Below are 26,232 nucleotides of genomic sequence, written 5' to 3' on the forward strand. Positions count from 1 at the left end.
CCTGGTTTGGCACCATTGCCGAACTCAGGAGACCACGTGGATTATGCCGCGTCACGAACAGGGGGCTGGTCTGCTAATGCCTGACAACAAGCCCAAAATCTCTCTCCATGCGGGCGAGGCGGAATAATCCGTGACGCGGAATAACGTGACTAATGCCGTTAACGGCATTAGTCACGTTGTTGCCGACCGGGCTTGCCCGCCAGATCAGGCGTCCGGTACGGGCATTGACCGCGTAAGCGAAGGTATCGTCGCTCTCTGCGTAGACCACGCCTTTGACCACAGACACCCCCAGGGCGTTGCCATAGAACTGGGTCTGCACCGGCAAGGCCTCCTTCACACCGTAGATGCGTGCCCCAAACGGCCGCTTGTCGGTGAGTGGCCAGGCGCGCGCCTCAGGGAAATTCCAGGACACGCCGTTGCGGATCCACGCCGGCGCATGCGCGGATACGGCAAATGCGGCGTTATGATTCGGGCCGCCATAGGCATGGGTCCAGCGCTTGGGTCCCACGCGGTCGGCGGGGGCCGGTGCATTGCGCGGGAAGTAGACGGTCGCGAACGGACCGAAGGGATCCAGCGGATTGTTTCCGGGGTCGTGTGGGACACTCAAGGGTGCGGCCCAGGAGGCGGATGCAATCGCAAGCCCGAGCATGCTCGTGGTAAATCGAAAACGGCGTATCGGCATAGGCATACTCCTCTAAAATTGGCAATGTCAGTACGCGTTGCGCAGTCCTCCCTCTGCTAGAGGACTGATGCCAGAGGCGAATTATTCCCTGGAGTCGGACGCATCCATGATGGCCCACTTGAGGTCGGCACACCTCTGCCGGAGGCCTTAATAGGATTGGGGATGAGCGGAGGGGTAAATCCACCACCGCACCTTGCTGTTTCCCGTAAAGACACCTCCCCGTGGTGTCGACACCCAGGATCCACGGGGTACTCAATAACGTTCGGGTGGTCTTCGCGAGCTGCCGGTCGAGCCGCGCCAACCCCGCCAACTCATCGATGCGCATCAAAGCCCTATGGGCGACATCGTCCGACTTGAGTTTGTCGACCCCGAGGAGCTCCGGATGCATCGTGTGTTAAATCGCACCCTAAAGGCGCCACCGATTCGCGGCTTAAGGAGCCACGGCAAAGTGGCCTTTTCCCGGCTTCGGATGGGTTCGTTTTGCGGGGTTTTTGGCAAGCGGACAAGGGCCTCGAACTCCCATCTTGTGAGGGCGGGGCGGCAGACGCACAGCGCCGCCCCGCCGGAGGTGAGAGAGAGGCGAGGTTTAGGCGGGCTGCGCGGGGGAGGATGAGGCAGGGCCCGCAGGCGGCGTCTGCGCCGCCAGCACACCCAGGAGGCGCCCGCCGGCACTCTTTTGCGCATGACGCTCGTGCGCCTGGGCGAGATCGGTTTTGAGCTCCGCGATCCGCGCGTCCCGTTCGGCGATGGTCGCGCGACACATGGCCTGCGCGGCCTCGCAGGCAGCTCCTTGGGCGCGCCACTGTTCGATCGCGGAGGCCTGGTCATGCAGTTGTGGTCTCGGCTGTGCGGAGGCGGGTCGCGAGTCGCGCGATTACGCCGAGCACCCGGACACACACCTGTGTCCGTCAAGGTGGTGGCCTGTCAGCTCCCGCCGAGCGCCTGGCGCACGGTCACGTGGCGGCCGGGCACGAACGCGAGGCTCTCCTCGCGCTTTGCCGCGCTGCCCGTGCCGGCGGCGCACCGGGACTGGCATCGGTGTGCCCCCCCCGCGAGGAAGAGTGGCTGCTGACCGACTGGCCCCGACAAGGGCTTGAGCCCGTACATTATTGGCTCGCTCGTCTCCCGGTCACGATGACGCGTCGAGCCTTGGTGAGTACGGCGATGATGCGCGGCCCCATTGAGCGGGATTATCAGGAACTCAAACAGGAGTTCGGTCTCTCCCATTATGAGAGTCGCGGGTGGCGCGGCTCCCATCATCACGCCACACTGTGCATAGCGGCCTACGGGTTTCTGCTCACAACACGCCTGAAAACATATGGTGGGTGTAAAAAACCTCCGCTCGATCACAAGCGTCTCTACTACCCAAAGGCTACACGCCGCGTGACCGCCGGAGGAAGGCAGCGCCACGCTCCCGACTCGATCGCCACGCTGCGCTTTCTGTTAGCCCGTGCCATCGTCCAATCGCTCGACCGCTGTCCCTGTTGCGCATCCCTGAACTTGAGCTGCCATTTATGACACAGCAACGTCAACTGAGTGTTCGTGATTCCAAGGGAGACACTAGGAAGGTGTTTATGGGGAGCGTACCGGCAAGGCCATCCCCTTCAGCCTCTCTTGGGGAGCCCAAAAGACCCACGCCGAGCGACGGTGGGAAACGTCGCGAATTTTGCAAGCGCTATCGGCCGCATATCCTGGCGGCCTCCATCTCGCGATGCGCCTAGTCTATCGGGCGGGTGTAAAGTGTTTCGTTGACTATGCTGCTCACGCGGTAGGGGCCCAATGCGGCAAATCGGCCAGACCTGCCCGGTCGCGGTGTTTGCCGCCGCGCTCCGCGCCATCGATCCTTTGCCCTTCGCCGACCCACTATATCAGCGGTTAATAATATTATAGTATTAAGGACAAGTAATAGTAATAATATACAATGTGCCTCAATATATTAGTGGACCTTATGAATAATAATAAAAAACACGATTGTGTGTGTTATGGACGGTATGCCATAATTAGACAAATATCATGGCCATAACGCCAAAACTAAGAAAGAAAATACAAGGTATAGAAACACGGAACACGAATACCGTGTACGATACAAGCGCCGATAGAAAAGTCTGAAGCCGCAATAACAAATAATGCAGTACATGTCCTATTAATGAAGAAACGAGCCCGGTGGACATATTGCGAATTCACGTGACGACGTCGCTGCGCATTGCATAAAAGAGAGAGCCGCTAGCGCTAGTCATTACGACTGTCATTGGCGAACGGTCATAAGTTATTATGCGTTGCGATTTTATGTGCGGTCAGCCTATTGAATGAGGTAAATATATTAAAAGAGACGTAATGACATTGAAGCAGTAATAGCAATTATCCGTGTCTCTATAATGGAATTTGGTGGTGATTGCTTATTGTATTCATGATGCGCAGGGTTTAGTCCATATGACGAAAGTTGTAACAGGACACTGGGATATATATGGAATGGACGCAATTGTTATGCGCATTTCTACTTGGTACGTTAATTTGTACCGTAAACCCCAGATTATTGGCGGATTGCCGGCTGGTTGTCAGCCGTGCCTCCTGGAGTTTCAGAACAGTGTCTATCCTTGTGGCTGGCGCAAGAATACGGGTCGCCATCACCATGGCCGATTATTTCTGGCCGCACGAACTACACAACGTTCACTGAAGGAGTCCATATGCTAACGTCATATGGCGTAAGTCATGGCGTTTACAGGGACTGGTAGCCGTTGCGATCCGTGCATTGATGGGCCGAGAACTGGGATCGGAATGGACCGTTATGGGAAAGTAGAGCCTTCGGGGAGGTGAAAAGAAGCGCGGCGCATTTTGTCCAAAGTGATAACTCCGGCAAAAGGCTGCGCCTGTAACGACAATCGTGAGGAGAATCGTATGATGAAAAAGAACCAGGGAAATGCGCTGGCGCGCGTCATCCAAAGGGCTATGCTCGGGAGTAGCGTAGCGATGGCTTGTGGTATGGGTGCGTTGGTTATGCCGATAAGCGCACACGCGACAGGGTTTTTCAGCCACAAAGATTTGTTTGGCCAGGGGCGGCCGGCGGGCACGGGCGGTGTTACGACTATCAGTGGAGCGGGTGGCGGCGGCGTTGTACCGTGGGCCTTGATTAGCGGATACGGAGCGTCAGGTCAGATTGGCTTTACGGCTTTCTATACGAACTTCACTACGGCGAACTATGTTGGTAACGCCTACGGCGTGTCTGCCGGTATCAGTAACCGCGTTGAGGTATCGGTCGCCCAACAAAACTTCAGTTTGGGCAACACCGGGCCATATTTGGCCAATGTGTTAGGCGCCCCCTATGGGCAGCCAGGTAGTCCTGCGAACCAGGGCGGCATCTTGCAGGACAACGCCGCAATCAATCAGGATATTGTCGGCGTAAAAGTGCGGGTCTTTGGGAACACCATCTATCAGCAGCATACCTGGATGCCTCAGATATCGGTCGGCGCGCAATATCACCATAACGAGGATGGGGCCCTTATGACCGCACTTGGCACTAAGGCCAGCGGTATGAGTTACTACCTGGCACTCACCAAAGTGTGGATGAAAGGCCTCTTCGGGCATGCAACGTTGCTGGATTTTACGCTGGATGCCACGCGAGCGAACTACAATGGCCTATTCGGTTTTCAGGGCCCCTACTCAAGCGACACGAGTTACCATTATGAACCGGAGGTTTCGGCCGGCATATTCTTAAATCCGAAGGTAGTAGTGGGTGGCGAGTATCGGTCAATGCCGCAGAACCAGCTGAATGTAGGGCCGGTTCTCAGTCAAACCAGTGCCTGGAAAGATGTTTATGTCGCCTATATCCCCAACAAAAACCTGTCACTGACGTTTGCCTATGCAATGTTGGGCCATATATCGGGCGTCCCGAACAATAATGGATTATATGCGTCATTAACGACGAGCTTCTAATAGGAATAGACGCGACCCGCGAGGATGAAGCGGGATTATAAGTAAAAAGTGTAGCAGAGACCTTTTGGGCCCCGCAGATTCGTATGCAAATCTGCGGGGCCCTGACAGGTCCGATAGACGCAGCCACCTCCATTGAGATGAAGCATTCCTCGCGCTTTTTCAGGACGTGGAATGGGCTGCGCAATAGTGATATCGCATGCATTCGTGCGGGATCCGCAGTGGGACTGCACATCAAGGCTCAAGCGGCTTTCTTGGTCGATCGGGAAGCTCGACCACATCGCCTAACTCCATGACCTGATTGGCAGGGAGGTGGAAGAAGTCGATAGCGGTCGCCGAGGCCTTGAGCATGACCGCGAACAGACGCTGGCGCCACAAAGCGAGCGAGCCACCGGCTTTGGGCAGGATATGTTGGCGCGAGACGAAGTAGGTAGTGTCGGCGGCATTCCAGCTAAATGGAAGGGCGATGCCCGCCAACAGTTTCGGGATGTCCGGATGTTCCATGAAACCGTAGCGGGCGATGAGACCGTAAAGCCCCTTACCGTAGTCGTGGACCGCCGCGCGTTCGGCGCGTGGGACGCGGGGTATGGGCTCGAACTGGATGGTCAGGATCACGACTCGCTCGTGCAAGACCTTGTTATGCTTGAGGTTGTGCAGCAGGGTATGGGGGATGCCGCCTACACGTACGGTCAGGAATACCGCCGTTCCAGGCACCCGGTTGATGCTGCTCGCTGTGATCATGTCCAGAAATTCTGGTATTGACAGGGATTCCGGCGAGAGTGCCTGCGTCAAGAGCTTACGGCCGCGTCGCCAGGTCGACATCAGGGTGAAGACTGCCAGCCCGATGGTGACCGGTACCCAGCCGCCGGCGACGAATTTTACGATGTTGGCGCTGAAAAAGACCCCGTCTATGAGCACGAAGAATCCCGAGAACAGGCCGGCCTTCCATAGCGGCCAGCGCCAGCTCTGGCGGGCTACGAAAAACACCAGGATGGTGGTAAAGAGCATGGTCCCGGTGACCGCCGTGCCATAGGCGAAGCTCAAGGCATCGGATGATCGGAAGGCGAGAATGATGAGGATGACTGCAATCATCAACGCCCAGTTCAGGCCGGGCAGATAGATCTGGCCGCGTTCGCTCGCCGACGTATGGTGGATAGTGAGCCGCGGCAGATAGCCGAGCATGGAGGCCTGGCGGGTCGCGGAGTAGGCGCCAGTGATGATCGATTGCGAGGCGATGACTGTGGCGATCCCGGAGACCAGCACCATGGGGATCGTAGCCCATCCCGGGAACATCTTGAAAAACGGGTTCTGGGCGGCCGCTGGATGCAGAATGAGCAACGCCCCTTGCCCGAGATAGTTGAAGGCGAGCGCCGGGAGCACCGCGAAATACCATGCCAGGCGGATCGGGCGTGCACCAAAATGACCGAGGTCGGCGTACAATGCCTCGGCGCCGGTAACCGCGAGCACCACCGCCCCCAGGATCGTAAAGCCCCCGACGCCATGTGTCACCAGGATATGTAGGCCAAGCCATGGATCGAATGCGCGGATCACGGACGGGGCCTGTGCCACCCAGGTCGCCCCGGAGACGAGCAGTATCAGAAACCAGACGAGCATGGCCGGGCCGAAGAAGCGGCTTATGGCCGCCGTGCCGCGCCTTTGTATCCAAAAAAGCCCGATGATGATACCTACCGATAACGGCACTACCAGTGGGGTGAGGCGTGCCGACGCGACCTCCATGCCCTGTAGCGCCGAGAGTACAGAGATCGCCGGGGTGACCGCCCCGTCTCCATAGAACAGGGAGGCCCCGAGGAGCCCCAGGGCGAAGATGAGCCAACGTGTGCGTGATCCCTCGGGCTGCCCGCGCGCGGCAAGCGCGGTGATGACCATGACACCACCCTCGCCGTGCTCGTCGGCGCGCATGACGAACCAGGCATACTTGACGGCCACCACCAGGATCAGGGTCCACAGGATGAGCGAGATGATGGCGAGCAGGTGCGCGGGGGTGGCGGGCATCGACAGCGCCGCCAGGCAAGCGCTTAGGGTGTAGAGCGGGCTCGTGCCGATGTCGCCGAACACCACGCCAAGGGCCGCCAAGGCCATCCACGGAACTCCTGCTTTAGCGTCTTCTGTCATGCGTTCCCCTACATCTGATGGCAGGCCCGCCGGGCGGGGCGTAGCCGGGCATGATAGCGAGTCATGCCCCGGTATCAAAGCCCGCAAGCCAGGGCGCATTGTGTCCCGCACGCCGGTCGGTCGCGACCGAGCCCGAATTGCAGGCCCTTATCGCAGGCGCCGGTCCCCGAAAGGCTCTGTCGGCCACGACGACGGCCTGCGTCATACGCTAGGGTGACCGGACATGACGCGGGCCGGTAGGGACTTGGCGGATCAGGAGTTGATGCGCCGCCAACAGGGCCCGCCGTGCGTGCCGTGTACCTCGCCATGGCGCTTCTGGTGGCTCTTGATGGCTGCACGCCTTATTAAAGCGGTGCGATTATCGGGTGGCTCATGGTGACCACGCAGGCGCGCAGCACGTAAGCCATGCGTATCGGTAAGGCGCGTTCCCGAAGGCGGTCAACCGAGCCCTGTGTGGCGGGGCTCAGCGTAGCCGAAGTACTCGCGGTGGCGGTGGGGTGTGTCTTGGAGCAGGATGGGCCCGGGCATGGCGGCGAGCTTACCGGGATCATCGGATTTCGGTCCGGCCGGATGAGCGTCTGGGAGATGCTCGGACAGTCGGTATTGTCGGTCACTGTGGCCGGCAGGACGCATGGCTCGGGCGTGGGTGTGGCGGTCCATAACGCTTCTGTAGGGCAAGAAGTGTCCTGGAAGGTGCGTATGGCCCAAAAGGTCAGCGGGGCAAGAGGGCCTTCCGGTGTCTGCCCATCTGTGCAAGGCCATGGCGCATCGCGCCCGATTACAGGCCAAGGGGGCCCGGCCGCGCCAGGGCTTTGCGCACCCTCCGCGTACGGAGTGAGTAAAACGATTCGGTGCCCTCGCCACGCAGGCCTTGTCCGTCAAGCATAGGGTCGGCGACGGTCCTCGCATGAAGGGGCTCAACCACGAGATTCCGGCCGCCTTCCCCGCGGCCTTCCCTCCGATGGTCAGGACCCAAGCGCAAGAGGCCAGGCCCTGGTATGGGGAAGCGCCGACCCAAGCGATCCTGCCCACGCAACGCCGCCCTCTGGGCCGGCCATTACCGGATGAGCGGAAAAGGCCCTGGCAACGACCACACGATGCCGGCATGGCGGCCTCACCCGTGGTCGCGATGACTATACGGCGCGGGTGTTGTTGCGCCGGCTGGAAACGTGATTGGCCGACATTGCCGGCCGTGCGCCCGGTGAGGCCGCCCTCGGGGCGGGGAACCGTGAGCTTAGGTCGTGGGGGCGCCCTTGTGTCCTTGCCGAGGCAATCAGGGGTCACTTGCAGACCTTGCGCGACAAGGCCGTACGCGTCGGTGGGGGCACCGTGGATCCGTGCCCGAATGCGCGTCAGGGTGGCGCCGCAGAATCCCCGTCCGGTGATCGGCGTGCGCATAGGTTCGCGAGCCCCTTCCCGGCGTCTTGCAAAACTGTGGGACAAGATCAGCCGACAGGATGGCGAGAGGCGCTGTCGGGTCCATTGTCGTGGATCATTGACAGCATCCCTCAAAAGGCTTATAGCCAAGCTAGATGCAGTACGTTTTCCTTCTTTAAGGAAGAACGGAGGCGACCATGCGTATCGAGCGAACCGATCCCATCACCGGACACACCCTTACAGATCTGGAAGGACACCCGTTTGTCATGGAAGGGGCCGGGCCTAATGCCCTGAAGATCTACTTCGATGACGAGGCGAGCAAGAAGACCTATCTCGGCATCATGACCGAACATCCTGGCTCGGACTTCACGGTTAATCTCGATAACCCGGGCCCCATGGGTGGTGAGGTGGACCGCAAGCACTAGGGGAGTCGGGGTCTGACCATCAGCTGAACGATCATCCAGCCCGCATGCGCACGCCCCGTGGCGTGTGCGGCGGGGCGTGTAGATATCGTGGTGCCACGCGCGCTCACGGGCCTGCCAAGCTCGCCGGGCGCGGACCCTCAGGCCAGGGGCGCCGCGGCCACGGGCCTATGAAAGCGCGTGCCGCCACATCGTGGGCAGGGCGGAATGTGTCCGGCCGCGGAGAAATGCAGGCGTTCGTTGCAGTGGTCGCAGACGAGGGTACCGAGCCCCACCGTTTCCCCGGTATGATATTCGCTGGCTTCCGCCTGCAGGCGTATTTCATGGAGCGTCAGGAGCGCTTGGTCGGCGGCCTCGGAAAAGGCCTCCCAGAATCCCTGCTCGATGCGCGCGACATCAAAGCCCAGCCAGTCCCGTAGATCCCGGCCGGTCTCATGTCGATAGCGTGCGGCGTCCGTGAGATCGCGGCGCACCGAGCGCTCGAGCTCGGCCACATCGCCGCGACCCTTTCCGGCAGATGCGGCATGGCTGCCCCCGCCCAACAGATGATAGAGGCTGGTGCCGCCCTCGCGCGCCTTGTGCAAGGCCTTCTCGAGCAGCTCCCGATAGGCCTCGCCCATGGTCTCTAGTTCATTATCGGATGGGGAACCGGTTTTCATTAATGTCTCCGATTGGGATCGGCGCAACGCGTGCGTGGCGCTCCAGTATGTTCTTACGATTCTGGTCTGGCGACCGGCAGAACGCAAGATGGGCGCGGGGGTGGCCGGAGCTCATCATAGGGGGTCACGGAGGCCATCGACCGCACGCCGCGGATCGCCGCCTGTGATCGCAGACCCGTGTACAGGGAAGGCCCGGACACGGGATCGGCGGTCACCGCCATGGATACGGCGCCGGCTCCGGGAGAGGCGCGGGCTTAGCCCCGGTGTGGGGCTAACCCGTCTTTCGCTATTCACGGGGGTCGATCGTATTAAGTTGTTGTATTTTACGACTTTGGTCCTAAAAGGTCTCCACTACACCGCGGTCACGGCGACCGCTGGGGAAACGCGTGGGGTAATCTTGGGCGGCGGCACGGGCAGGCGCAACCGGAACGCGTCGAGAAGCACGCGATGCTCGGGTTCGGGTGGTATGGTGCGCGACAACGGCAGGGTGCGGCCATCGGTCGCGGGGATCTAGACATCGCCTATCGGCATGGTCTTGAACGTCTCGACCGTGGTCTGGCGGTCAGGCTCGGAGCACGTGACCTCGATCGATAATGGTGCCGGGACGAGGGCCTGTATTCGTCGCGCCTGATGGCCGGACGGAGTCCGCTTACTGTTTTTGCGGACCATCTGGTGTGATGGGCCGCCGAATCGCCCCGGACACACGCGCTCCCAGGTCTCCGGCGGCCCTTGCCGTCCTAGGACTTGTGGTAGGAAACGATGCGTTCGACCTCGTTGCGCGAGCCTAGGATGACCGGGACGCGCTGATGCAGTCCGTTTGGCTGGATATCCATGATGCGCTCGCGACCGGTGGAGCTTAAGCCTCCGGCCTGCTCGACGATGAACGACATAGGATTCGCTTCATACATGAGGCGCAGCTTGCCGGCCTTCTTCGGGTCCTTGGTGTCCTTCGGATACATGAATACCCCCCGCGGATCAGGATGCGGTGCACCTCGGCGACCATGGAGGCCACCCAACGCATGTTGAAGTTCTCACCGCGCGGCCCTTCCTTGCCCTGTAGGCATTCCTGGACATAGCGCTGGACCGGCTCTTCCCAGAACCGCTCGTTGGAGGCGTTGATGGCAAACTCGCGGGTGTCGGGCGTGATGCGCACATCCCGGTGCGTGAGCAGAAATTCGCCGACGTCGCGATCGAGAGTAAAGCCGTTCACCCCCTGGCCCGTGGTGAGCATGATCATGGTCGAGGGCCCGTAGAGGGCGTAGCCTGCCGCCACCTGCTTTGTGCCCGGCTGCAGGAAGTCGGCGGCAGTGGGTTTGCTTACACCTTCCGGGCAGCGCAGGATCGAGAAGATGGTTCCGACCGATATATTGACGTCGATATTCGAAGAGCCGTCCAAGGGGTCGAAGACCAGGAGATACTTGCCGCGCGGGAACTGGCTTGGTATCAGAAAGATGTCTTCCATCTCCTCCGAGGCCATGGCCGCGAGATGTCCGGCCCATTCATTCGAGCGCAGCATAACATCGTTGGTGATGACATCGAGCTTCTTCTGGGTTTCGCCCTGGATGTTTTCGCTGCCGGCGGAGCCCAAGACCCCCATGAGATCACCCTTGTTGACAGTGTTCGAAATGACCTTGATGGCAGTCACGATGTCGTTCAAGAGTGATGTGAAATCACCGGTCGCGCCTACCACCCGGCGTTGCTCTTCAATGATGAATTGGGTAAGCGTAGTACCTGTATGCATGTAAACGATCCTTGGAAGATGACATGACGATGCGAAGGGGATAAACCCACCGCGCCCGGGACTGCGGACCGGGAACCGGTCATTATACATCGATCTGACGGATTTGTGCTCCGTCGCCTTAATGCGGACATGACCGTTGACTGGCTGCCGGTCGCCGGAAGATATCGGGACCGGGGGTAAGCGTCATGCCATTCGGTGTCATGGACCACTGGGCACTGCGCCGCTTTGTGCCGTCACGCCGGCAGCGACCAGGCGGCCACCGATGCCCCGAGCGGGCGGCGCAGGGCGAGCGCGGTGGCCGCGCCCCGGGTCTCGACCCCCATCTTTAGAAAGATGTGCTCTAGATGCTTGTTCACGGTCCGTGGGGACATGCCGAGGATGTCGGCGATGTCGGCATTGGTCTTGCCGTAGGCAACCCATACGAGCACCTCGGCTTCGCGATCACTCAACGCGAAGTCTCGCGCCAAGACCTGCTGCGCGTGCACGGGGTCCTCCTCGCGCATGAGCAGCAGGGCGGCATGGCCGCTGCGCCCAAGCCAACTCACATAAAGCGCGCGGTCCCCCGGCGGCGCATGAGCGGGGTCGCGGGGATGCCTGATTCGCCAAGGGTGGCGAGCCAGGCGGCGAGGTCAGGGCCTGTGATGCCGTAGGCGGCAAGCCACGCGCGCGCCTCAGACGTAGCGCACACCAGGGCGCCACGCGGGTCGACTGCGATCGGCAGCTGGCCGCAACGCACGAGCGCCTCGCGTGCCAATGCCAGTGAGCGCGAGGCTCCGAGGTGCGCGGCGATACGTGCCTTCACGACGTCCGGGTGGGCGGGTTTGGTGACATAGTCGACCGCGCCGAGGCTCAGTCCCTGGACGATCTGTTCGGGTTCGCCGAGCGCGGTCATGAAGATCACGGGGATGGATTCGTAGGCGGGTGTGGCCTTCAAGCGCCGACAGGTCTCGAACCCATCTAACACCGGCATCAGGGCATCGAGCAAGATGAGGTCGGGGCGCGTCAGCGCGAGCCGGTCGAGGGCCTCCTGGCCATCCATGGCCACCAGCACGCGGTAGCCGGCGGCCGACAGGGCATCGGTGAGAAACGCGAGGTTCGGGACATGGTCGTCGACGACCAGGACGGTGGCATCAGGGGACGTCATGGATGAGGGTCTCCAGGTAGGTGGTGATCTCGCGCATACGAAAGTCGCCGGCAAGTGCCAGTAGACGGTCAGCGAACGGTCGGTAGCGGGGATCGCGCGCGACGAGCGCCTCGAGGTGTCCGGTAACGCCCTTGACGTAGCCCTGGCGCGCCTGCTCCATGAGGGTCGCCACATCGCGGGGGTCCGGCGCCACTACCGGCGCCGGACCAGGCGACGGTGTGCCGGTCGAGGGCGCCACGGCCGTGGCGGACTCAAGGGTTGCACACGCGACGTTCATACCCGCAGGTGTCGGGCGCGAAGGGCCATAGAGGCGTACCCGGAAGGTTGCGCCGTGTGCGCTACTCTCCACATGGATGTCGCCACCCATCATTTCCACCAGCATCTTAGTGATGGTAAGCCCAAGCCCGCAGCCTCCCGGGCCTGTCGTGGCACCCGGTCCACGAAAGAACGGCTGGAAGATGGCGTCCATGGCCTCGGCGGGAAGCCCGGGCCCGGTATCGGTGACGGCCAGATGCAGCAGCTGATGACGATAGCAGGCGCGGACTGTCACACCGCCCGCAGCGGTGAACTTCAGGGCATTGGCGATGAGATTGAAGAGGATCTGGCGCAAGCGCCGTTCATCGCCGTGAATCACAGCCGGCAGGGGTCCGTCGAGGGTGAGGGTGAGGGTGAGCCCGCGACGATCGGCCTCGGCACGGAAGGTATCCAGCGCGCTACTCAGCAGGTCCGCGATGGCCACGTCATGGCGCTCTAGGGTCACGCGCCCTGACTCGATGCGTGCCACATCGAGGATGTCCTCGATCAGTTGGCGCAGGTGCATGCCGCTGCCGTACATGATCGCGAGGGCGCGCTGCTCGGGGGGCATGAGCCCAGGGTGTTGCCGGAGGATTTCGATATAGCCAAGCAGGCTGTTCAGGGGTGTGCGCAGTTCGTGGCTCATGTGGGATATGAAGCGCTGCTTGGCGCGATTGGCATCATCCAGGGCGCGGTAGGCGGCCTTGAGGCGCTCATGGGTGGCGGCGTGTTGGGCGATCTCCTGCTCGAGCAGGGCGTTGTGGCGTTGACTCTCGTCTTCGGCGCGTTGGCGGCCCTCGAGGGTCAATACCCACCACCACGATCCAAGCCCCAGGGCCACGGCGAACGCGGCGAAGGCCTTGACGGCGAACGCCGCGAGGGCGGGCTGCAAGGCCCCGGCCGACAGCTGCCCTTGGTAGTAGAGTGTGCCAAGGATGGCAGCCGCCACAAAAAGCGCGCCTGTAAACGCCACCAAAAAATGGGCAAGCCGCGAGCCGAACCCATCGGCGGTGATCCCCGGAAAGAGGGGCGCAAGCCACGCCGCCAGCTGTCTGCGGGCATGTCCGCGGGGCTTGCAGGCGTCGTGGCAGCGCGATTCGAGCGTGCAGCATAGCGAACAGATCGCGCCTTCGTAGGAGGGGCACGCGGCCATGTCCTCGGGGGCAAACGACGTCTCGCACAGCACACACAGGCCAGCGGTCGCCTGCGCCGGCCGAGCACGATAGTAGCGGCCACCGGTGGCGGCGCTGATGGCAGGCGACAGCACGAACGCCGCGGTCAGCGCCACCGCCGGCGAGAATGCGGCGGCGAGCGCCCCCCATGCCCCGCTGTAGGCCGCGAGACCCAAAAGCGCGCCGCCGACGGTCGCCCCCACACCCACGGGGTTGATGTCGTAGAGATAGGCGCGGCGGAACTCGATCCCCGCCGGACTCAAGCCAAGCGGCTTATTGACGACGAGGTCTGCGACCAGCGCCCCGATCCAGGCGGCCACGAAGCCCGCGAACAGGTCGAGCACATGGACCAGGGCCGCGAACACGCGCAGCTCCATGAGCAGGAGCGCGATCAGGACATTGAAGATGAGCCACACCACGCGTCCGGGATGGGTATGGGTCAGGCGCGAGAAGAAGTTCGACCAAGCGAGCGATCCGGCATAGGCGTTGGTAACGTTGATTTTGAGCTGCGACAGGATCACGAACACGACGGTCGCGGCGAGCGCCAGCGCCCCTGGGCCGAAGGCCGCGCGGTAGGCGCTTTGATACATGGCAGTGGGTCGATCGGCCGTGGCCGGATCGACGCCGCGGTGGATGAGCCAGAACGCGAGTAGTGCGCCGGCCAATTGCTTGAGTACGCCGGGCACAATCCATCCGGCGCCCGTGGTCACCACGGTCGTCCACCAGGCGCGCCGGCGGCCAGGCCGCGGCGCCGGCATGAAGCGTAGATAGTCAGCCTGCTCGCCGATCTGGGCCATGAGCGACAGGCACACGCTCACGCCGGCCCCAAACAGGAGCGGCGTAAATTTCTCGGCATGGGCGCGGCCACCATAGTGCGTGAAGGCCGCGAGTATGTGTGTATCGTGCAGCACAAAGATCAAGGGGATCGCCATCAAGATCAGCCACACGGGCTGGGTGTAGGCCTGCAGGCGGCTTATGGCGCTGATGCCGTGGGTCACGAATGGGATGACGAAAAGTGCGCTGACCACCGCCGCGTAGGTGAAAGGCAGGCCGAATGCCATGCGCAGCGCGAACGCCATGATGCTCGCCTCGAGCGCAAAGAAGATGAACGTAAACGAGGCGTAGATGAGCGAAGTCACCGTCGAGCCGAGGTAGCCAAAGCCGGCGCCGCGGGTCAAAAGGTCGATGTCGACATTATAGCGGGCGCAGTAATAGGCGATGGGCAGCCCGGTCAGAAAGATCACAAGACCGCTTGTGAGGATCGCCCACAGGGCGTTCACGAAGCCGTAGTGGATGACGAGCGCCCCGCCTATGGCCTCGAGCACCAGAAATGAGACGGCGCCGAAGGCGGTGTTGCCTACCGCGAAGGCCGACCATTTGCGGAAGGTCGCCGGGGCATAGCGCAGCGCGTAGTCCTCTAGGGTCTCGTTGGCCGCCCAGGTGTTGTAGTCGCGGCGGGTCTTGACGAGGCGCAGTGGGATGCCCTGGTCCATACATATCCTCTCAAAGCAAAGCGAGGCGGCTCACCCGAAGGTGTGCGCGCCGGCCGGAAGGCCCGTGTCCGCCGATCCTTTGCATGCCCCGTGCCAGCTTGTCTGGGCGCATCACTGCCCTCAATGGGCATCGCCCGGGCCCTCAGGATGGCCCACTTTTGGTGCGCGCGCACCAGTCTGTGTCGTACGTCATCCAACGTATTTCGGTACTTAGCCCATTGTCATTCAATGATCCCGACAAGACCCCATACCCGGAGGAACACTATGATTGAGACCCTGATCTCCGTCGACTTGGCCCGCGCACCCCACGACCAGGATGGCGTGATCCATAATCGTTGGCATCCCGATCTGCCGATGGTTGCCAAGGTCAAGCCCGGCGACAGTTTTCGTGTCGAATGCCTTGACTGGACGGGCGGTCAGATCGGCAACAACGATCACGCCCGCGACGTCCGCGACGTCGATCTCACCCGTGTCCACTATCTGAGTGGGCCGATCGCCGTCGACGGCGCTAAGCCAGGCGATCTGCTCGTGGTCGATATCTTGGATGTGGGCGTGATCCAGGGGTCGGCGTGGGGTTTTACCGGGCTTTTCGCGCGCGAGAATGGCGGGGGTTTTCTGGTGGATCACTATCCCGAGGCGCGCAAGGCCTGCTGGGACTTCAATGGCATCTATACCCGTTCGCGGCACATTCCGGGCGTGGAGTTCGCCGGCATCATGCACCCGGGGTTGATTGGCTGCCTGCCTTCGCCGGAGCTTCTGAAGACCTGGAATACGCGCGAGGCCGCGCTCGTGGCCAAGGATCCGGAGCGCGTGCCGCCGCTTGCGCTCCTGCCGCTTGCACAGTCGGCGCTCATGGGGCGCATGGCGCCCGAGGCCGCCAAGAAGGCAGCCGCTGAGGCAGCACGCACGATCCCGCCACGCGAGCATGGCGGCAACTGCGACATCAAGAACCTCACCAAGGGATCGAAGGTGTACTTCCCCGTGTATGTGCCGGGCGCGGGGCTGTCTATGGGCGACATCCATTTCTCACAGGGCGACGGCGAGATCACATTCTGCGGGGCGATCGAGATGGCGGGCTATCTCGATCTGCGCGTGGGGCTCATCAAAGACGGCATGAAGAAGTATGCAGTCACCAGTCCGATCTTCAAACCAAGCCCGCTCGAACCGCGCTATCGCGACTACCTCATCTTCGAGGGCATATCGGTCGACGAAGGGGGCGGTCAGCATTATCTCGACGCGCATGTGGCCTACCGCCGGGCATGTCTCAACGCCATCGAATACTTGAAGAATTTCGGGTATTCGGGCGAGCAGGCCTACGCGATCCTCGGGACTGCTCCGGTGGAGGGGCACATAAGCGGCATCGTCGACATTCCCAATGCCTGCGCGACCTTGTGGCTGCCCACCGAGATCTTCGATTTCGACATTAAGCCCGAGGCCTCGGGTCCGCGACCGCAGGTCACGGGCGTCGGCGCGCTGGCAAAACCCTGAGGACCGACGTATGCCCCTCTACGACTACCAGTGTCGGGCTTGCGGGGCCTTCGAGGCGTATGCGGCCATGGCCGCTCGCGAGCGTCCACGACCGTGCCCGCGCTGCGCGCAGCTATCGCCGCGCATACCGTCGGGTGCGCACCTTGCGCGCGCCGATCTCGCGCCCTTGGCGCGCGAGGAGCGCTGCCGCCACGAGCCAATAGCCCGCACCCACAAGACCCCCACGCCACGAGCCGGGGCCGCCCGCGGCCGGCCGTGGATGCTGGGTCATTGATCGTTTCATCACCTGAGAGGACCACCATGGCCACCGTCAATCCTTCGCTAACACCGTCTCGGCGACGTTACGGGAAACTCGTCAATAACCCCATGCTCGAGGACTATTCCCTGCGCTATGCCCCGCGCGCGTTCCGACGCTGGTCCGAATATTCGGTAGCCACCGCTGCCCTGGGCGGCATCTCCTATCTCGCCGACCAGGCGATCGGTGGGTCGATCACCATAGGCTACGGCTTCACCAATGCCGTGTGGGCTATCCTGGCGGCCGCGCTGGTGATTTTCCTGACCGGTATCCCGATCGCCTATCACTCCGCTAAGTACAACATCGACATGGATCTACTCACCCGTGGCGCGGGTTTTGGTTATCTCGGGTCGACCCTGACCTCACTCATCTATGCCTCTTTTACGTTCATATTTTTCGCCCTCGAAGGATCGATCATGGCGCAGGCCTTCGCTTTGTACTTCGGTCTGCCGTTGCCCATCGGCTATGCCGTGGCCTCGCTTTTGATCATCCCGCTCGTGGTGTTTGGCATGACGTTGTTATCGAAGCTTCAGGTATGGACACAGCCGGTGTGGCTTACGCTCATGATCCTGCCGCTATTTGCCGTGCTCACCCGCGACCCTGCGGCGGTGGCACAGTGGACGCATTTTGCCGGCCATTCGGTGAGCGGCGCGGGTTTCAATCCCCTGTTGTTTGGCACGGCCGCGGGCGTAGTGTTGTCGCTCATAGCCCAGATCGGCGAGCAGGTCGATTACCTGCGCTTTATGCCCGAGAAGACCGAGAAGACCAAGCGCCGCTGGTGGTTGGCGGTAATCCTGGCCGGCCCCGGCTGGGTGCTGCTTGGTGCGAGCAAGCAGCTCATGGGGTCGTTTTTCACATCGGTCGCCTTTCATAACGGCACCGCGCTTGCCAAGGCCAATGAGCCGATCCAGATGTATGTGCACGGCTACCATGACCTGTTCGCCACGGGCGGTGTGGCGCTGGGCCTAGCGACATTTTTCGTGATCCTCTCGCAGATCAAGATCAACGTCACCAACGCCTATTCGGGTTCGCTGTCGTGGTCGAACTTCTTCTCGCGCGTCATGCATGCCCATCCGGGGCGCGTCGTATGGATCTTCTTGAATGTCGGGATCTCGCTCACCCTAATGGAGATGGGCGTGTTTTCCTTCCTCCTGAAGGTGTTGGGTTTTTACTCCAATGTCGCTATCGCCTGGATCGGGGCCGTGGTCGCGGACCTTGTGATCAATAAGCCGATCCTAAAGCTCAGCCCATCATATATCGAGTTCAAGCGCGCCCACCTCTATAACTTTAATCCCGTCGGTTTCGGGGCCATGATCATCGCCTCGGTGGTCTCGATCGCCGCGTTCTTCGATCTCTTGGGTCCTGTGGCGCAGGCATTTTCGACCTTCCTGGCGCTTGGCATCGCGTTTGTGATGTCGCCGATCCTGGCGATCCTCACCAAGGGCAAGTACTACATCGCCCGCGCCCCGCACTATCATGCCGGCACCCATCACGACACGGTGGCGTGCAGTGCCTGCGGCTTCGAGTTCGAAAAGGAGGACATGGCCTGCTGCCCGCACAACAAAGGCGCGATCTGCTCTTTGTGCTGCAGTCTGGACACCACTTGCAAGGATATGTGCAAGACGGCGATCGCCGGGGTGGCAGTGGCGACCGAGCCGTCTATTTGCCATTAAAAGTCGGTATGGCCCGCAGGGGATTCGGGCCGTAAAGACAGCGATCTTACGCGCGCCCGCTTCATGCGGGCGCGTTGTCGGATATCGGCCTTGGGTGGCGAATTGTTTGATGTTAAAGGATGGGGTGGCCTGGGCCTGGCGGGCGACGTTGGCGCGGACGCTTGTGGCGGGGGAGGGCGAAGAATAGAGTAACTATAGGAACGTATGGGCTGTGAACATTGCCACGGGAATATCGCTGCGGTGATCGTCCTGCCCGCTGCGTCCGTCCTGTATGGGCGCAATGACTACGGCTCGGCGAAGGCCTTTGGGCGTACTGAAACCCCATGGCGGGATGCAGCCCAAAGCCCCTATTTTCGGCAGATTGCACCGCCCGCCGCCAGCGCATCGTAGTCCGCGATTTCTCGCAGTGGCGCAAGAGCGACGGCCGCCATTTTATGAGCGCATCAGGTGGCCCGTTTGCGGTTGCTGGGATCCGTAAGGTATGGCCAAGCGAGATGGGGCGCGGCCTTGTCATGAGCATGGCCAACGCCGTGAGGGCGCCCCTTCTTAACGGCATGCCGCTGGTCGCAGACTTCGAGGCGTGATGGGGCCTCGGGTATTCAGCGAGACCATCTGACGTATCATATCAGCACGTCCGTCGATTTATGCGTACAGGAGGCCTATCCCGTCGGGTGCGTGGTCCATAATTCCTAGGCAGGTTCGGAACTCGTGGGCAAGCGCCCCGGATAAGACCCGCGCGAAGGCTGGGCTTGGCCGCTGTGCGGGGGGCACGGATTTTGGGCTACCATGAGAAAAGAGGTCGCGCCGATCGTCGTGGGCAGCGGATGCAACCCAGGGCCAGGGCCCGGGTGTGTGCCGCGAGACCGGGGGCCCGATCACGCAAGGAGGTGTTTCATGGTACGACGAGCGCATCTTGGAGGCTATGTTGTCCTGACGGCCTGTGTTCTGGCGCTGGCGCCTATGGGCGCACAGTCTCGCCTGCTGGCGCCACACCTGGACGGCACCGTAGTGGCGGTCGTCGCCGGCGTCCCACCGGGCGCGAGATCAGGAGGCTACGCAGTGGCGCGCTCCCGCATAACGGCCGAGCCCTACTTGACCGACGACCACGAAGAGGAGCAGCGCCGTTACGATGAGGAGCGCCGCTACCCGGAAGGGGACGGGGAGGAGGATCAGCCGCGCTATTATGCACCGTTTTTTTATGGGGTCCCCGAGGGCGAGCGCGGCGATCGCGGCAACTTCGGGGATCGGGGGAATTTCGGCGATCGGGGGCTGCGCGGAAACCGGGGGAATTTCGGCGACCGGGGCAACTTCGGGGATCGGGGCAACTTCGGGGATCGGGGGCAGCGGGGTGATCGGGGCGGGTTCGGCGACGAACGTCGATGAAGCCGGCTTGTAGCCCGCATACGGCCTCTGTTTGCGATGCGCTGATACCATCAGGCCCAGTGCGCCCGGCGGCGTTGGCCTTTGCGTCCCAAGATCCTAGGTCCCGGAGTCGATGATCGATCCGGCGCGCGAAGCGGGGTGGCAGCAGCAACCCCTGCGGTCTCTCCACGATTTCACCAAACCCCTTGCCCCTTAGTGATCATGGTGTTACGGCCAGGGAGGCGCCGGTAGCGCCCATACTTATGGCAAGCCCTTGAAGCGGCAGTGGAAGTCCTCATGCCCGGCAATGTGCGCGGCGCCTATTCCTGGATATCCTGCGCGCCATATCCCACCGCCGGCCCTGCCTTTTTGGGGTCATGGGTCATGGATCCTATCCAGCACGCGATGGATTCGGAATGCCGTTCTTGTTGATATTGCAAGTACCTCATATATCGGAGAAATTCGTGGCATCCCGAGCGGCCGGCATGCCGGGTCTATGCGGCGTCCTCGACATATCGGTCGCGGCGCATCTCGGGCGTGCCGGTGCCAGGTTACTGTGTCATCACGGGCGGCAGTCATCAGGTACCGCCTGCCAGTGTTTCGGCTGATCTCAAGGTTCGTGGCGCCATGCCCCAATAATGCCGGGATTTGTAAGGGATTAAGCGGGTGAAAGGACGCGCTATGTCTGTCGTTTTGTGCCGTTGGTCCGTGGGATATTAGTCCATGACGATAGTGTTCACGCGCATAATGGAGCCCATGAATATTCTGGAATCTGGCACATACTTCCTTGCAAAAGTTCTGAAAAAACATGGGTATGCCGATAACGGTTACTATGATCCTTGATCGGCACGCGGGCCCATAAAGGCGCGCTATGATGAAAAGATTCCACAATGCCCATTGTATTGGAGAAACAGATTCATCTATACTGCGCGCGCGCTCTTCGAGGCCGCAAACCGACCCGGGATGGTTTTACCCGCGGATGGGTCCGGCTGTCGATCGGAGGGCGTTTTTGATTCACCGTGAAGGAATAAAGAGGACATAATGAATACATCCGTTCGCAAGGGCTTTCTTGGGGTCACGGCGCTGTTGCTGGGCGTTACCGTGGCAATCCCGGGCGTCGCTTTGGCGGGCATGAAGATGGCGAGCCATAAGCCGGTGGCGCATAAGGTGGCAGCCCACAAGGTCGTGGGCAATGCGCACGTTGAGGCGATCCAGAGGGCCCTCGATAAGTCCGGCGCCCATCTCAAGGTCGACGGCATCCTGGGACGGGAGACCGAGACGGCGCTGCGCATCTATCAAAAGAAACATGGCCTGAAGATGACGGGTAGCGCCGACGAGGCCACCCTGAAGCTGCTCAAGGTTAAGTAAGGCACTCGAGGACCCTGGGGCGCGGCAAGACCGGGCCCCGGGGGTCCTTTTTTCTGATGGGGCGCGCGCAGTGCCCGCAGCGGGCGGCGGCCATCGCCGAGCGAGCGCCGATGGGTTGGGGTGTGCGCAACGCGCAGTCCCGGCGCTTCCCTAGGATTCGACCACGAGCTCCACGGAACGGCGTGCCTTGGGGTTACCCATGAGCAGTACCAGCGGGAGCATGATGATGAATCCCCAGAAGACGAATACGAAGGCATCGAGCGTGCCGCGCATAGCCGCGTGCTGGCTTAGTGTCCGGGCCAAGATTTGCGCGCTTGCGGCGGTGATCGGACGTCCGTGCAGCACGGTGCTGAGTATCGGCGTATAGGGGTTGATGTGGCCGCCCATCTGGTTCCATGCCACCTGCGTGTACTCGCTTATGATCGTGGTGACGAGCGCGATGCCCACCGACCCGCCCAGATTGCGCATGAGATTGAATATCCCCGAGCCTTCGGCGGTTTCCTGTCTCGTGAGGCTGGAGAAGGCAATGGTGAATAGCGGGATGGAGATAAAGCCCAGTCCGAGTCCCCGAATGAAGCCTGGCCAGATCACCCAGCCCATGTCGATATGGAGGTTGTAGAACAGGGTCAGGTAGGAGCCAAAGGTCCCGAGCGCGATGCCGGCCAGCGCCACCGCGCGCGGATTGACGTTGCGGCTCAGGAGTCGGCCGGCGAGCCCCATCGAGATCATCGCCCCCACGCCCTGGGGCGCCATGACGAGCCCCGCGGTCTTGGCCTCATAGCCCATGTGCTCCTGGAGGTAAAACGGCAGGATCACCATGACGCCGTACAACGCCAGGCCAAACAGACCTATCCCCATGCTGCCGAGCGCAAGCGCGCGGTTTTTCAAAAGTCGCAGATTAACAATCGGCCGATCGACTGTGAGTGATCGCCAGACGAACAGTACGATGCTTGCGGCAGCCACCACCGTCAGCGTCCTTATGATTTGCGAACTGAACCAGTCATCTTGATCGCCAAGGCTCAAAACCGCCTGGGTACAGCCGAGGCCCACGGCCATGGCCAAAAACCCCTGCCAGTCGATCGGCCGCGGACGCGGGCTTTGTCCGCCTTCCGGGACATATCGGGCAAGCAGAAAAAGCGCCGTGAGGCCGACTGGAACATTGACATAGAAACACCAGCGCCACGAGGCATCGTCGGTGAGATAGCCCCCGAGGATGGGACCGAGGACCGGCCCCAGCATGATGCCCATGCCGAGCGTGGCCATGGCCATGCCGCGGCGTTCCGGCGGGTAGCTCGCCACCAGAATGGCCTGACCCACGGGCACCATGGATGCGCCGAGCAGCCCCTGCAGGAACCGCCAGACCACCATCTCCACGATGCTGTGGGACTGGCCGGCCATGGCTGACGTGAACACGAAGCCTGCAACACTACCGAGCATAAGGCGCCGTTGCCCAAAGCGCTCGACGAGCAGGCCGGTCATGGGTGTGACCACGACCATAGCGAGCATGTAGCTGGTCAGTATCCAACTCACCTGGTCGACGTTGGCGCGCAGACCGCCCTGCATGTGCGGGAGGGCCACGTTGACGATCGTCGTGTCGAGCACGTTCATGATGATGCTCGCCATGACCGCGAAGGTGATGGCGACCATGTTCGTGGGGGTATGGGCGTTCGGCTTGTTGGGCGCCAAGGGTGGCCCTCCTTTCTCGCAAACGGGCCGCAACCGTCATGTGCCGGCCAAGCAAACCATTTTACGATATCGTGGCTGGGCGTAAAGGGGGACTGGGGGCGGGGACGGCCGGGAATCGACCAGGACCCCGTCGCGCCGGGAGCGACGCTTGCCCGGCGCGTAACGGGTGGGCTGATGTTATGGTGCCAGTGACATCTGATCCCGTCTTACCGGGCCTATTTTCTGGCCCGGGCTCCCTGCGCCTTGTTCTCTGGTCTATGCTGGGAATGGGGGAGGCATTGTGAGGAACCGCGACCTAAGGCAAGAGGCCGGGTCGCGGACACAAGTGGGGGAGTATGGGTAGACCGCGTGGACCCAAGGGGGCCTCGCAGGGATGGCGGAGCGCATGGCGCCAGCGCTTCAGGGCGGTGCCGTATCGCTATGCGTTGATGGCGGCGTACTGGTTTGCGGTGGTGGCCACCGTGTTGTTTTCGGCCCTCTACGGGTGGCATTCCTGGCGCCGCTACGAAAAGACCGGCATCGACCGGTTGATGCTTACGACCTCTTTGATTGCTATCGCTACGCACGACGACCTCGATCGCGAGGCCTCCAGCCTGCGGTTTCTCGCCCACCACCTGGCAAAGATCCATCCCTTGCGCCACCCGGCCCGGGCGCGTCGCCTGTTGAGTGAGTACCAGAAGGTCTCGCCGGAGGTCGCAAGCGCCGAGTTGATCGCGCCGGACGGGCAGGTGATCGCCTCGACGGCCGTGCCCAAGGGGCAGCCGCTCCCGGATTTTCGGCAGGATGCGCAGATATGGCCGAGTCTCGAGCGCGCGCTCGCGCACCCCGGGTTGTATATTCAGAGGCCGATCCACGGGCTGCTCGCCGATCACTGGGTGATTGGTTTTAGCGATACCGTCATGGGGCTCGGTGGACGGGCCCATTTTCTTGTGACCACGCCCATCCGCTTTGGCAATTTCGAGGACCTGTTCGCGCGCCTGACATTACCCTCCGGGCTTGCGGTCGGGATCCTGCGCAGCGATGGTTATATCGAAGGCCGGACTCCGGTCCCGCGCGGCCAGCTTGCGGCCCTGCTCGACCGGTCGCAAACCGGTATCCTGACCAAGATCTTGAAGCGGCACCCGCACGCGGCACGGGGGGCCTTCAGCGGCTGGGTCAGCAGCGATCGCGAATATCGCTACGGTGTGTTCGTGCGCATCGCCGACTATCCCTTGGTGGCGTTCGCAGACGTCCCGCGGGCGCTATGGGTGGCGCAGTGGTGGCACCGGCAGGTCGAGATCCCCTTGATCTTCCTTATTGTGGCACTCACTTTCAGTGGTTATGCCTACCGTCAGGTCCAGGCCCTTGCGGTGCGCTGGGAGGTCGAGGCTGCGCGCCGCGCGGACTTCCTGGAGAATCTGGCTACGCACGATCCACTCACGGGCCTTTTGAATCGCAAGGGCCTGTACCCGGTCTTGCAGCGGGCGATAGCGCGCGCCGAGCGCGAGGGGCGGCTGTTGGTGGTGGGCTTTCTCGATATTGATGACTTCAAAGGCATCAACGACCGCTACGGCCACGCGGCCGGGGATGCGGTCTTGAAGACGCTCGCCAGGCGCCTGGAGCGCACGCTGCGTGGTACCGACCGCGTGGCCCGCTTAGGGGGTGACGAGTTCGTACTCCTGATCGAGGGGCTGCGCCAGAAGGCCGATCTCGCACCCGTCGTCACGCATCTGAAGGCCGCGCTCGATGGTCCCTTTTACGCGGATCCCCGCGAGATAGCTGTCCGCGTGAGTCTCGGGGTAGCATTCTTCCCGCTCGACGCCCTCGATGCCGAACGCCTGATCAGCCGGGCCGATCGCGCTATGTATGCGGCCAAGGAGCGGGCCGCGAACGATGAGCGGGGATGGGTGCGGTTCTATACCCATGATATGCCCGCCGATCCGGATGCCGGCGGCCGACCGGATGGGCGCAGTGACGATTGAGGACCGGCGTCGACCGGTCCCCGGTGTCGGTGTCGGTTTAGGACAGCTCGTCGCGCAGGACACGCAGCCAGCGCTTCAAGGACGCGAGATCGGCAACATCGGCGAGTTCCATCTCCAGGGAGTCGGCCATGGCGCGGGTCTCTTTGATCTCGGCGGCCAGCATTTTCAGGGCATTGCGGGGGGTCAGAGACACGAGCGGGTCTACGGCAAAACGCATGCGGAAATCCGCCTCGGCGACCATGACCTCGTCTTCGAGGGCCGCAAGCTCGTGTCGCAGCGCCTTGGTATAAAGCTTCACGGCCTCTTCGTCCTCACCCGCCCATACCCCTTGCCCGGGATCGAGCTCGCGACGTAACTCGAGCAGTGGCAGGAGCCGATCGTTTTCGTAGGCATGATTGGCCCTTTGCATGAGCGCGGTCTTGTGGTCACGCTTATCCGGATCGGGCTCGCGGTCGGGATGCAGGACGCTTGCGAGTTTGCGATAAAGGGCGCGGATCGATTCATGGATGCGGTGGTGCTCGGCCGCTGATGGCGCATTCCGGGTCGGCGGCCCATGGTCCCCGCCGACGTCCTCGCCCAACTGTTCGGCGGCCCAGCGCAAGATCTCCTCGATCGGGGCCTCGGGGTCGATCCCACAGTCCTCCCCGAAGGCCGCGGCCTTGCGCGCCCTCGCGGCGCGATCCTCGTAGTCGCCGCGCGCGCGGCGTTTGTAGAGGGCGCGCAATTCCGGGTCGTCACCCTCTTCGAGCAAGGAGGCGGTGCATTCCACGACCAGCATCTGGACGGCGCGTCGCTCGGTCTGCGTAAGGCCCCTCTCTTCAAGCGCCTCATCAAGGCGCCTGACAAAGCCGATACGCAGGGTGCGGCAGGTGGCGCACAGGGGGACGAGCTCATTCGTGTATTTTTTCTGATAGGGGGCCAGCACTGCGGCCCACGCGTCGAGTGACTCGCGCGCCTCCTGAATCTTCTTTACGAGGCGATCGAAGGCCTTGTGGCCTTTCGGTAGGGGTGCGGGGTCGGGGCCGAACCCGGCGAGAGGCATCTGAAACTCGGACACGCGTCGTGCTCCTTGAACGCAGGCCGTGCCGACGCACGGCATGGGCGGACGACCGGAGTGCCCGTAGCCGTCGGATGCGGCAGGGGCTTGGTCACAGTGTGCCTTATGGTAAGGCATTTCGCGGCGCCGGTCACGACCTGCACGGCCGCGACCGGCAGGGTGGTTTGTCGGGCCGCGTTCGGGGCCTGGTACCCCGATCGGCCCACCGGGGCGGGATCGTCAAGGGGCGCCGGATCCGGCAGCCCCGAGGTCCTTTCACCAGATTCGCGCGAGAGGCCCCGGCCTTCAGGCCGGGGAG

At 62.2% G+C, this 26,232-nt stretch carries 18 protein-coding genes and 1 pseudogene; 8 read left to right on the top strand and 11 right to left on the bottom strand.

Annotated features, from left to right (window positions below):
• Nucleotides 1-73 precede the first annotated feature (73 nt).
• The 3 genes from C4900_RS08325 to C4900_RS17250 all read right to left on the bottom strand — a co-directional run bounded on the left by C4900_RS08325 (nucleotide 74) and on the right by C4900_RS17250 (nucleotide 1,909).
• Nucleotides 74-682, bottom strand: coding sequence for a PQQ-binding-like beta-propeller repeat protein (locus C4900_RS08325; protein WP_211306844.1), 609 nt, complete (start codon nucleotides 680-682; stop codon nucleotides 74-76).
• Between the two features lie 586 nt (nucleotides 683-1,268).
• Nucleotides 1,269-1,445, bottom strand: coding sequence for a hypothetical protein (locus C4900_RS16020; RefSeq protein WP_170132484.1), 177 nt, complete (start codon nucleotides 1,443-1,445; stop codon nucleotides 1,269-1,271).
• Between the two features lie 161 nt (nucleotides 1,446-1,606).
• Nucleotides 1,607-1,909 carry a hypothetical protein gene (locus tag C4900_RS17250; protein WP_147267166.1) on the bottom strand — a complete coding sequence of 101 codons (303 nt, stop codon included), beginning with the start codon at nucleotides 1,907-1,909 and terminating at the stop codon, nucleotides 1,607-1,609.
• Between the two features lie 1,668 nt (nucleotides 1,910-3,577).
• On the opposite strand from C4900_RS17250, the gene C4900_RS08335 reads away from it, so the two are divergent.
• Complete coding sequence (locus C4900_RS08335) at nucleotides 3,578-4,612, top strand: DUF3034 family protein (protein ID WP_211306845.1); 1,035 nt, start codon at nucleotides 3,578-3,580, stop codon at nucleotides 4,610-4,612.
• A 231-nt stretch (nucleotides 4,613-4,843) separates the two neighbouring features.
• Here the strand turns inward: C4900_RS08335 and C4900_RS08340 are convergent, their stop codons facing one another.
• Complete coding sequence (locus tag C4900_RS08340; protein ID WP_065969704.1) at nucleotides 4,844-6,742, bottom strand: potassium transporter Kup; 1,899 nt, start codon at nucleotides 6,740-6,742, stop codon at nucleotides 4,844-4,846.
• Between the two features lie 1,574 nt (nucleotides 6,743-8,316).
• Here C4900_RS08340 and C4900_RS08345 point away from each other — a divergent pair.
• Complete coding sequence (locus C4900_RS08345; protein ID WP_065969700.1) at nucleotides 8,317-8,544, top strand: hypothetical protein; 228 nt, start codon at nucleotides 8,317-8,319, stop codon at nucleotides 8,542-8,544.
• A gap of 137 nt (nucleotides 8,545-8,681) precedes the next feature.
• Here the strand turns inward: C4900_RS08345 and C4900_RS08350 are convergent, their stop codons facing one another.
• The 5 genes and pseudogenes from C4900_RS08350 to C4900_RS08370 form a co-directional block, all read right to left on the bottom strand.
• Entirely contained in the window at nucleotides 8,682-9,200 is a 519-nt protein-coding gene (locus tag C4900_RS08350; protein ID WP_065969695.1) for a zinc ribbon-containing protein, read from the bottom strand.
• Nucleotides 9,201-9,937: 737 nt separating this feature from the next.
• Nucleotides 9,938-10,941 (bottom strand): annotated as a pseudogene (locus C4900_RS08355) (class 1 fructose-bisphosphatase).
• A 233-nt stretch (nucleotides 10,942-11,174) separates the two neighbouring features.
• The gene (locus C4900_RS08360) at nucleotides 11,175-11,486 is read right to left on the bottom strand and encodes a helix-turn-helix domain-containing protein (protein WP_211306846.1); all 312 of its coding nucleotides are present in this window, start codon (nucleotides 11,484-11,486) and stop codon (nucleotides 11,175-11,177) included.
• Nucleotides 11,483-12,085 (bottom strand): response regulator, encoded by a 603-nt coding sequence (locus tag C4900_RS08365; RefSeq protein ID WP_114282937.1) that lies wholly within the window; start codon nucleotides 12,083-12,085, stop codon nucleotides 11,483-11,485. The genes C4900_RS08360 and C4900_RS08365 overlap by 4 nt, the downstream gene beginning before the upstream one ends.
• Complete coding sequence (locus C4900_RS08370; protein WP_114282938.1) at nucleotides 12,072-15,044, bottom strand: ATP-binding protein; 2,973 nt, start codon at nucleotides 15,042-15,044, stop codon at nucleotides 12,072-12,074. Before C4900_RS08370 ends, C4900_RS08365 begins: the two co-directional genes overlap by 14 nt.
• A 267-nt stretch (nucleotides 15,045-15,311) precedes the next feature.
• On the opposite strand from C4900_RS08370, the gene fmdA reads away from it, so the two are divergent.
• The 5 genes from fmdA (at nucleotide 15,312) to C4900_RS08400 (ending at nucleotide 21,230) form a co-directional block, all read left to right on the top strand.
• Nucleotides 15,312-16,532 carry a formamidase gene (fmdA, locus tag C4900_RS08375; protein WP_065969706.1) on the top strand — a complete coding sequence of 407 codons (1,221 nt, stop codon included), beginning with the start codon at nucleotides 15,312-15,314 and terminating at the stop codon, nucleotides 16,530-16,532.
• Between the two features lie 10 nt (nucleotides 16,533-16,542).
• Entirely contained in the window at nucleotides 16,543-16,806 is a 264-nt protein-coding gene (locus C4900_RS08380; protein ID WP_170132485.1) for a zinc ribbon domain-containing protein, read from the top strand.
• Nucleotides 16,807-16,832: 26 nt separating this feature from the next.
• Nucleotides 16,833-18,500: a purine-cytosine permease family protein gene (locus C4900_RS08385; protein ID WP_065969690.1), complete on the top strand. Its 1,668-nt coding sequence runs from the start codon at nucleotides 16,833-16,835 to the stop codon at nucleotides 18,498-18,500.
• Between the two features lie 894 nt (nucleotides 18,501-19,394).
• The gene (locus C4900_RS08395) at nucleotides 19,395-19,883 is read left to right on the top strand and encodes a hypothetical protein (protein ID WP_147267167.1); all 489 of its coding nucleotides are present in this window, start codon (nucleotides 19,395-19,397) and stop codon (nucleotides 19,881-19,883) included.
• A gap of 1,020 nt (nucleotides 19,884-20,903) precedes the next feature.
• Entirely contained in the window at nucleotides 20,904-21,230 is a 327-nt protein-coding gene (locus tag C4900_RS08400; protein WP_065968775.1) for a peptidoglycan-binding domain-containing protein, read from the top strand.
• 150 nt (nucleotides 21,231-21,380) lie between these two features.
• Here the strand turns inward: C4900_RS08400 and C4900_RS08405 are convergent, their stop codons facing one another.
• A complete protein-coding gene (locus C4900_RS08405) occupies nucleotides 21,381-22,877 on the bottom strand; it encodes a DHA2 family efflux MFS transporter permease subunit (RefSeq protein WP_114282940.1) in 1,497 nt (498 codons plus the stop codon).
• Nucleotides 22,878-23,251: 374 nt separating this feature from the next.
• Here C4900_RS08405 and C4900_RS08410 point away from each other — a divergent pair, with 374 nt between their 5' ends.
• The gene (locus tag C4900_RS08410) at nucleotides 23,252-24,877 is read left to right on the top strand and encodes a diguanylate cyclase domain-containing protein (RefSeq protein WP_083995593.1); all 1,626 of its coding nucleotides are present in this window, start codon (nucleotides 23,252-23,254) and stop codon (nucleotides 24,875-24,877) included.
• Nucleotides 24,878-24,914: 37 nt separating this feature from the next.
• On the opposite strand, the gene C4900_RS08415 is transcribed toward C4900_RS08410, so the two are convergent.
• A complete protein-coding gene (locus tag C4900_RS08415; RefSeq protein WP_114282941.1) occupies nucleotides 24,915-25,934 on the bottom strand; it encodes a J domain-containing protein in 1,020 nt (339 codons plus the stop codon).
• Between the last annotated feature and the right edge of the window lie 298 nt (nucleotides 25,935-26,232).

This window comes from Acidiferrobacter thiooxydans (assembly GCF_003333315.1).
In the GTDB taxonomy this organism is placed as follows: Bacteria; Pseudomonadota; Gammaproteobacteria; order Acidiferrobacterales; family Acidiferrobacteraceae; genus Acidiferrobacter; species Acidiferrobacter thiooxydans.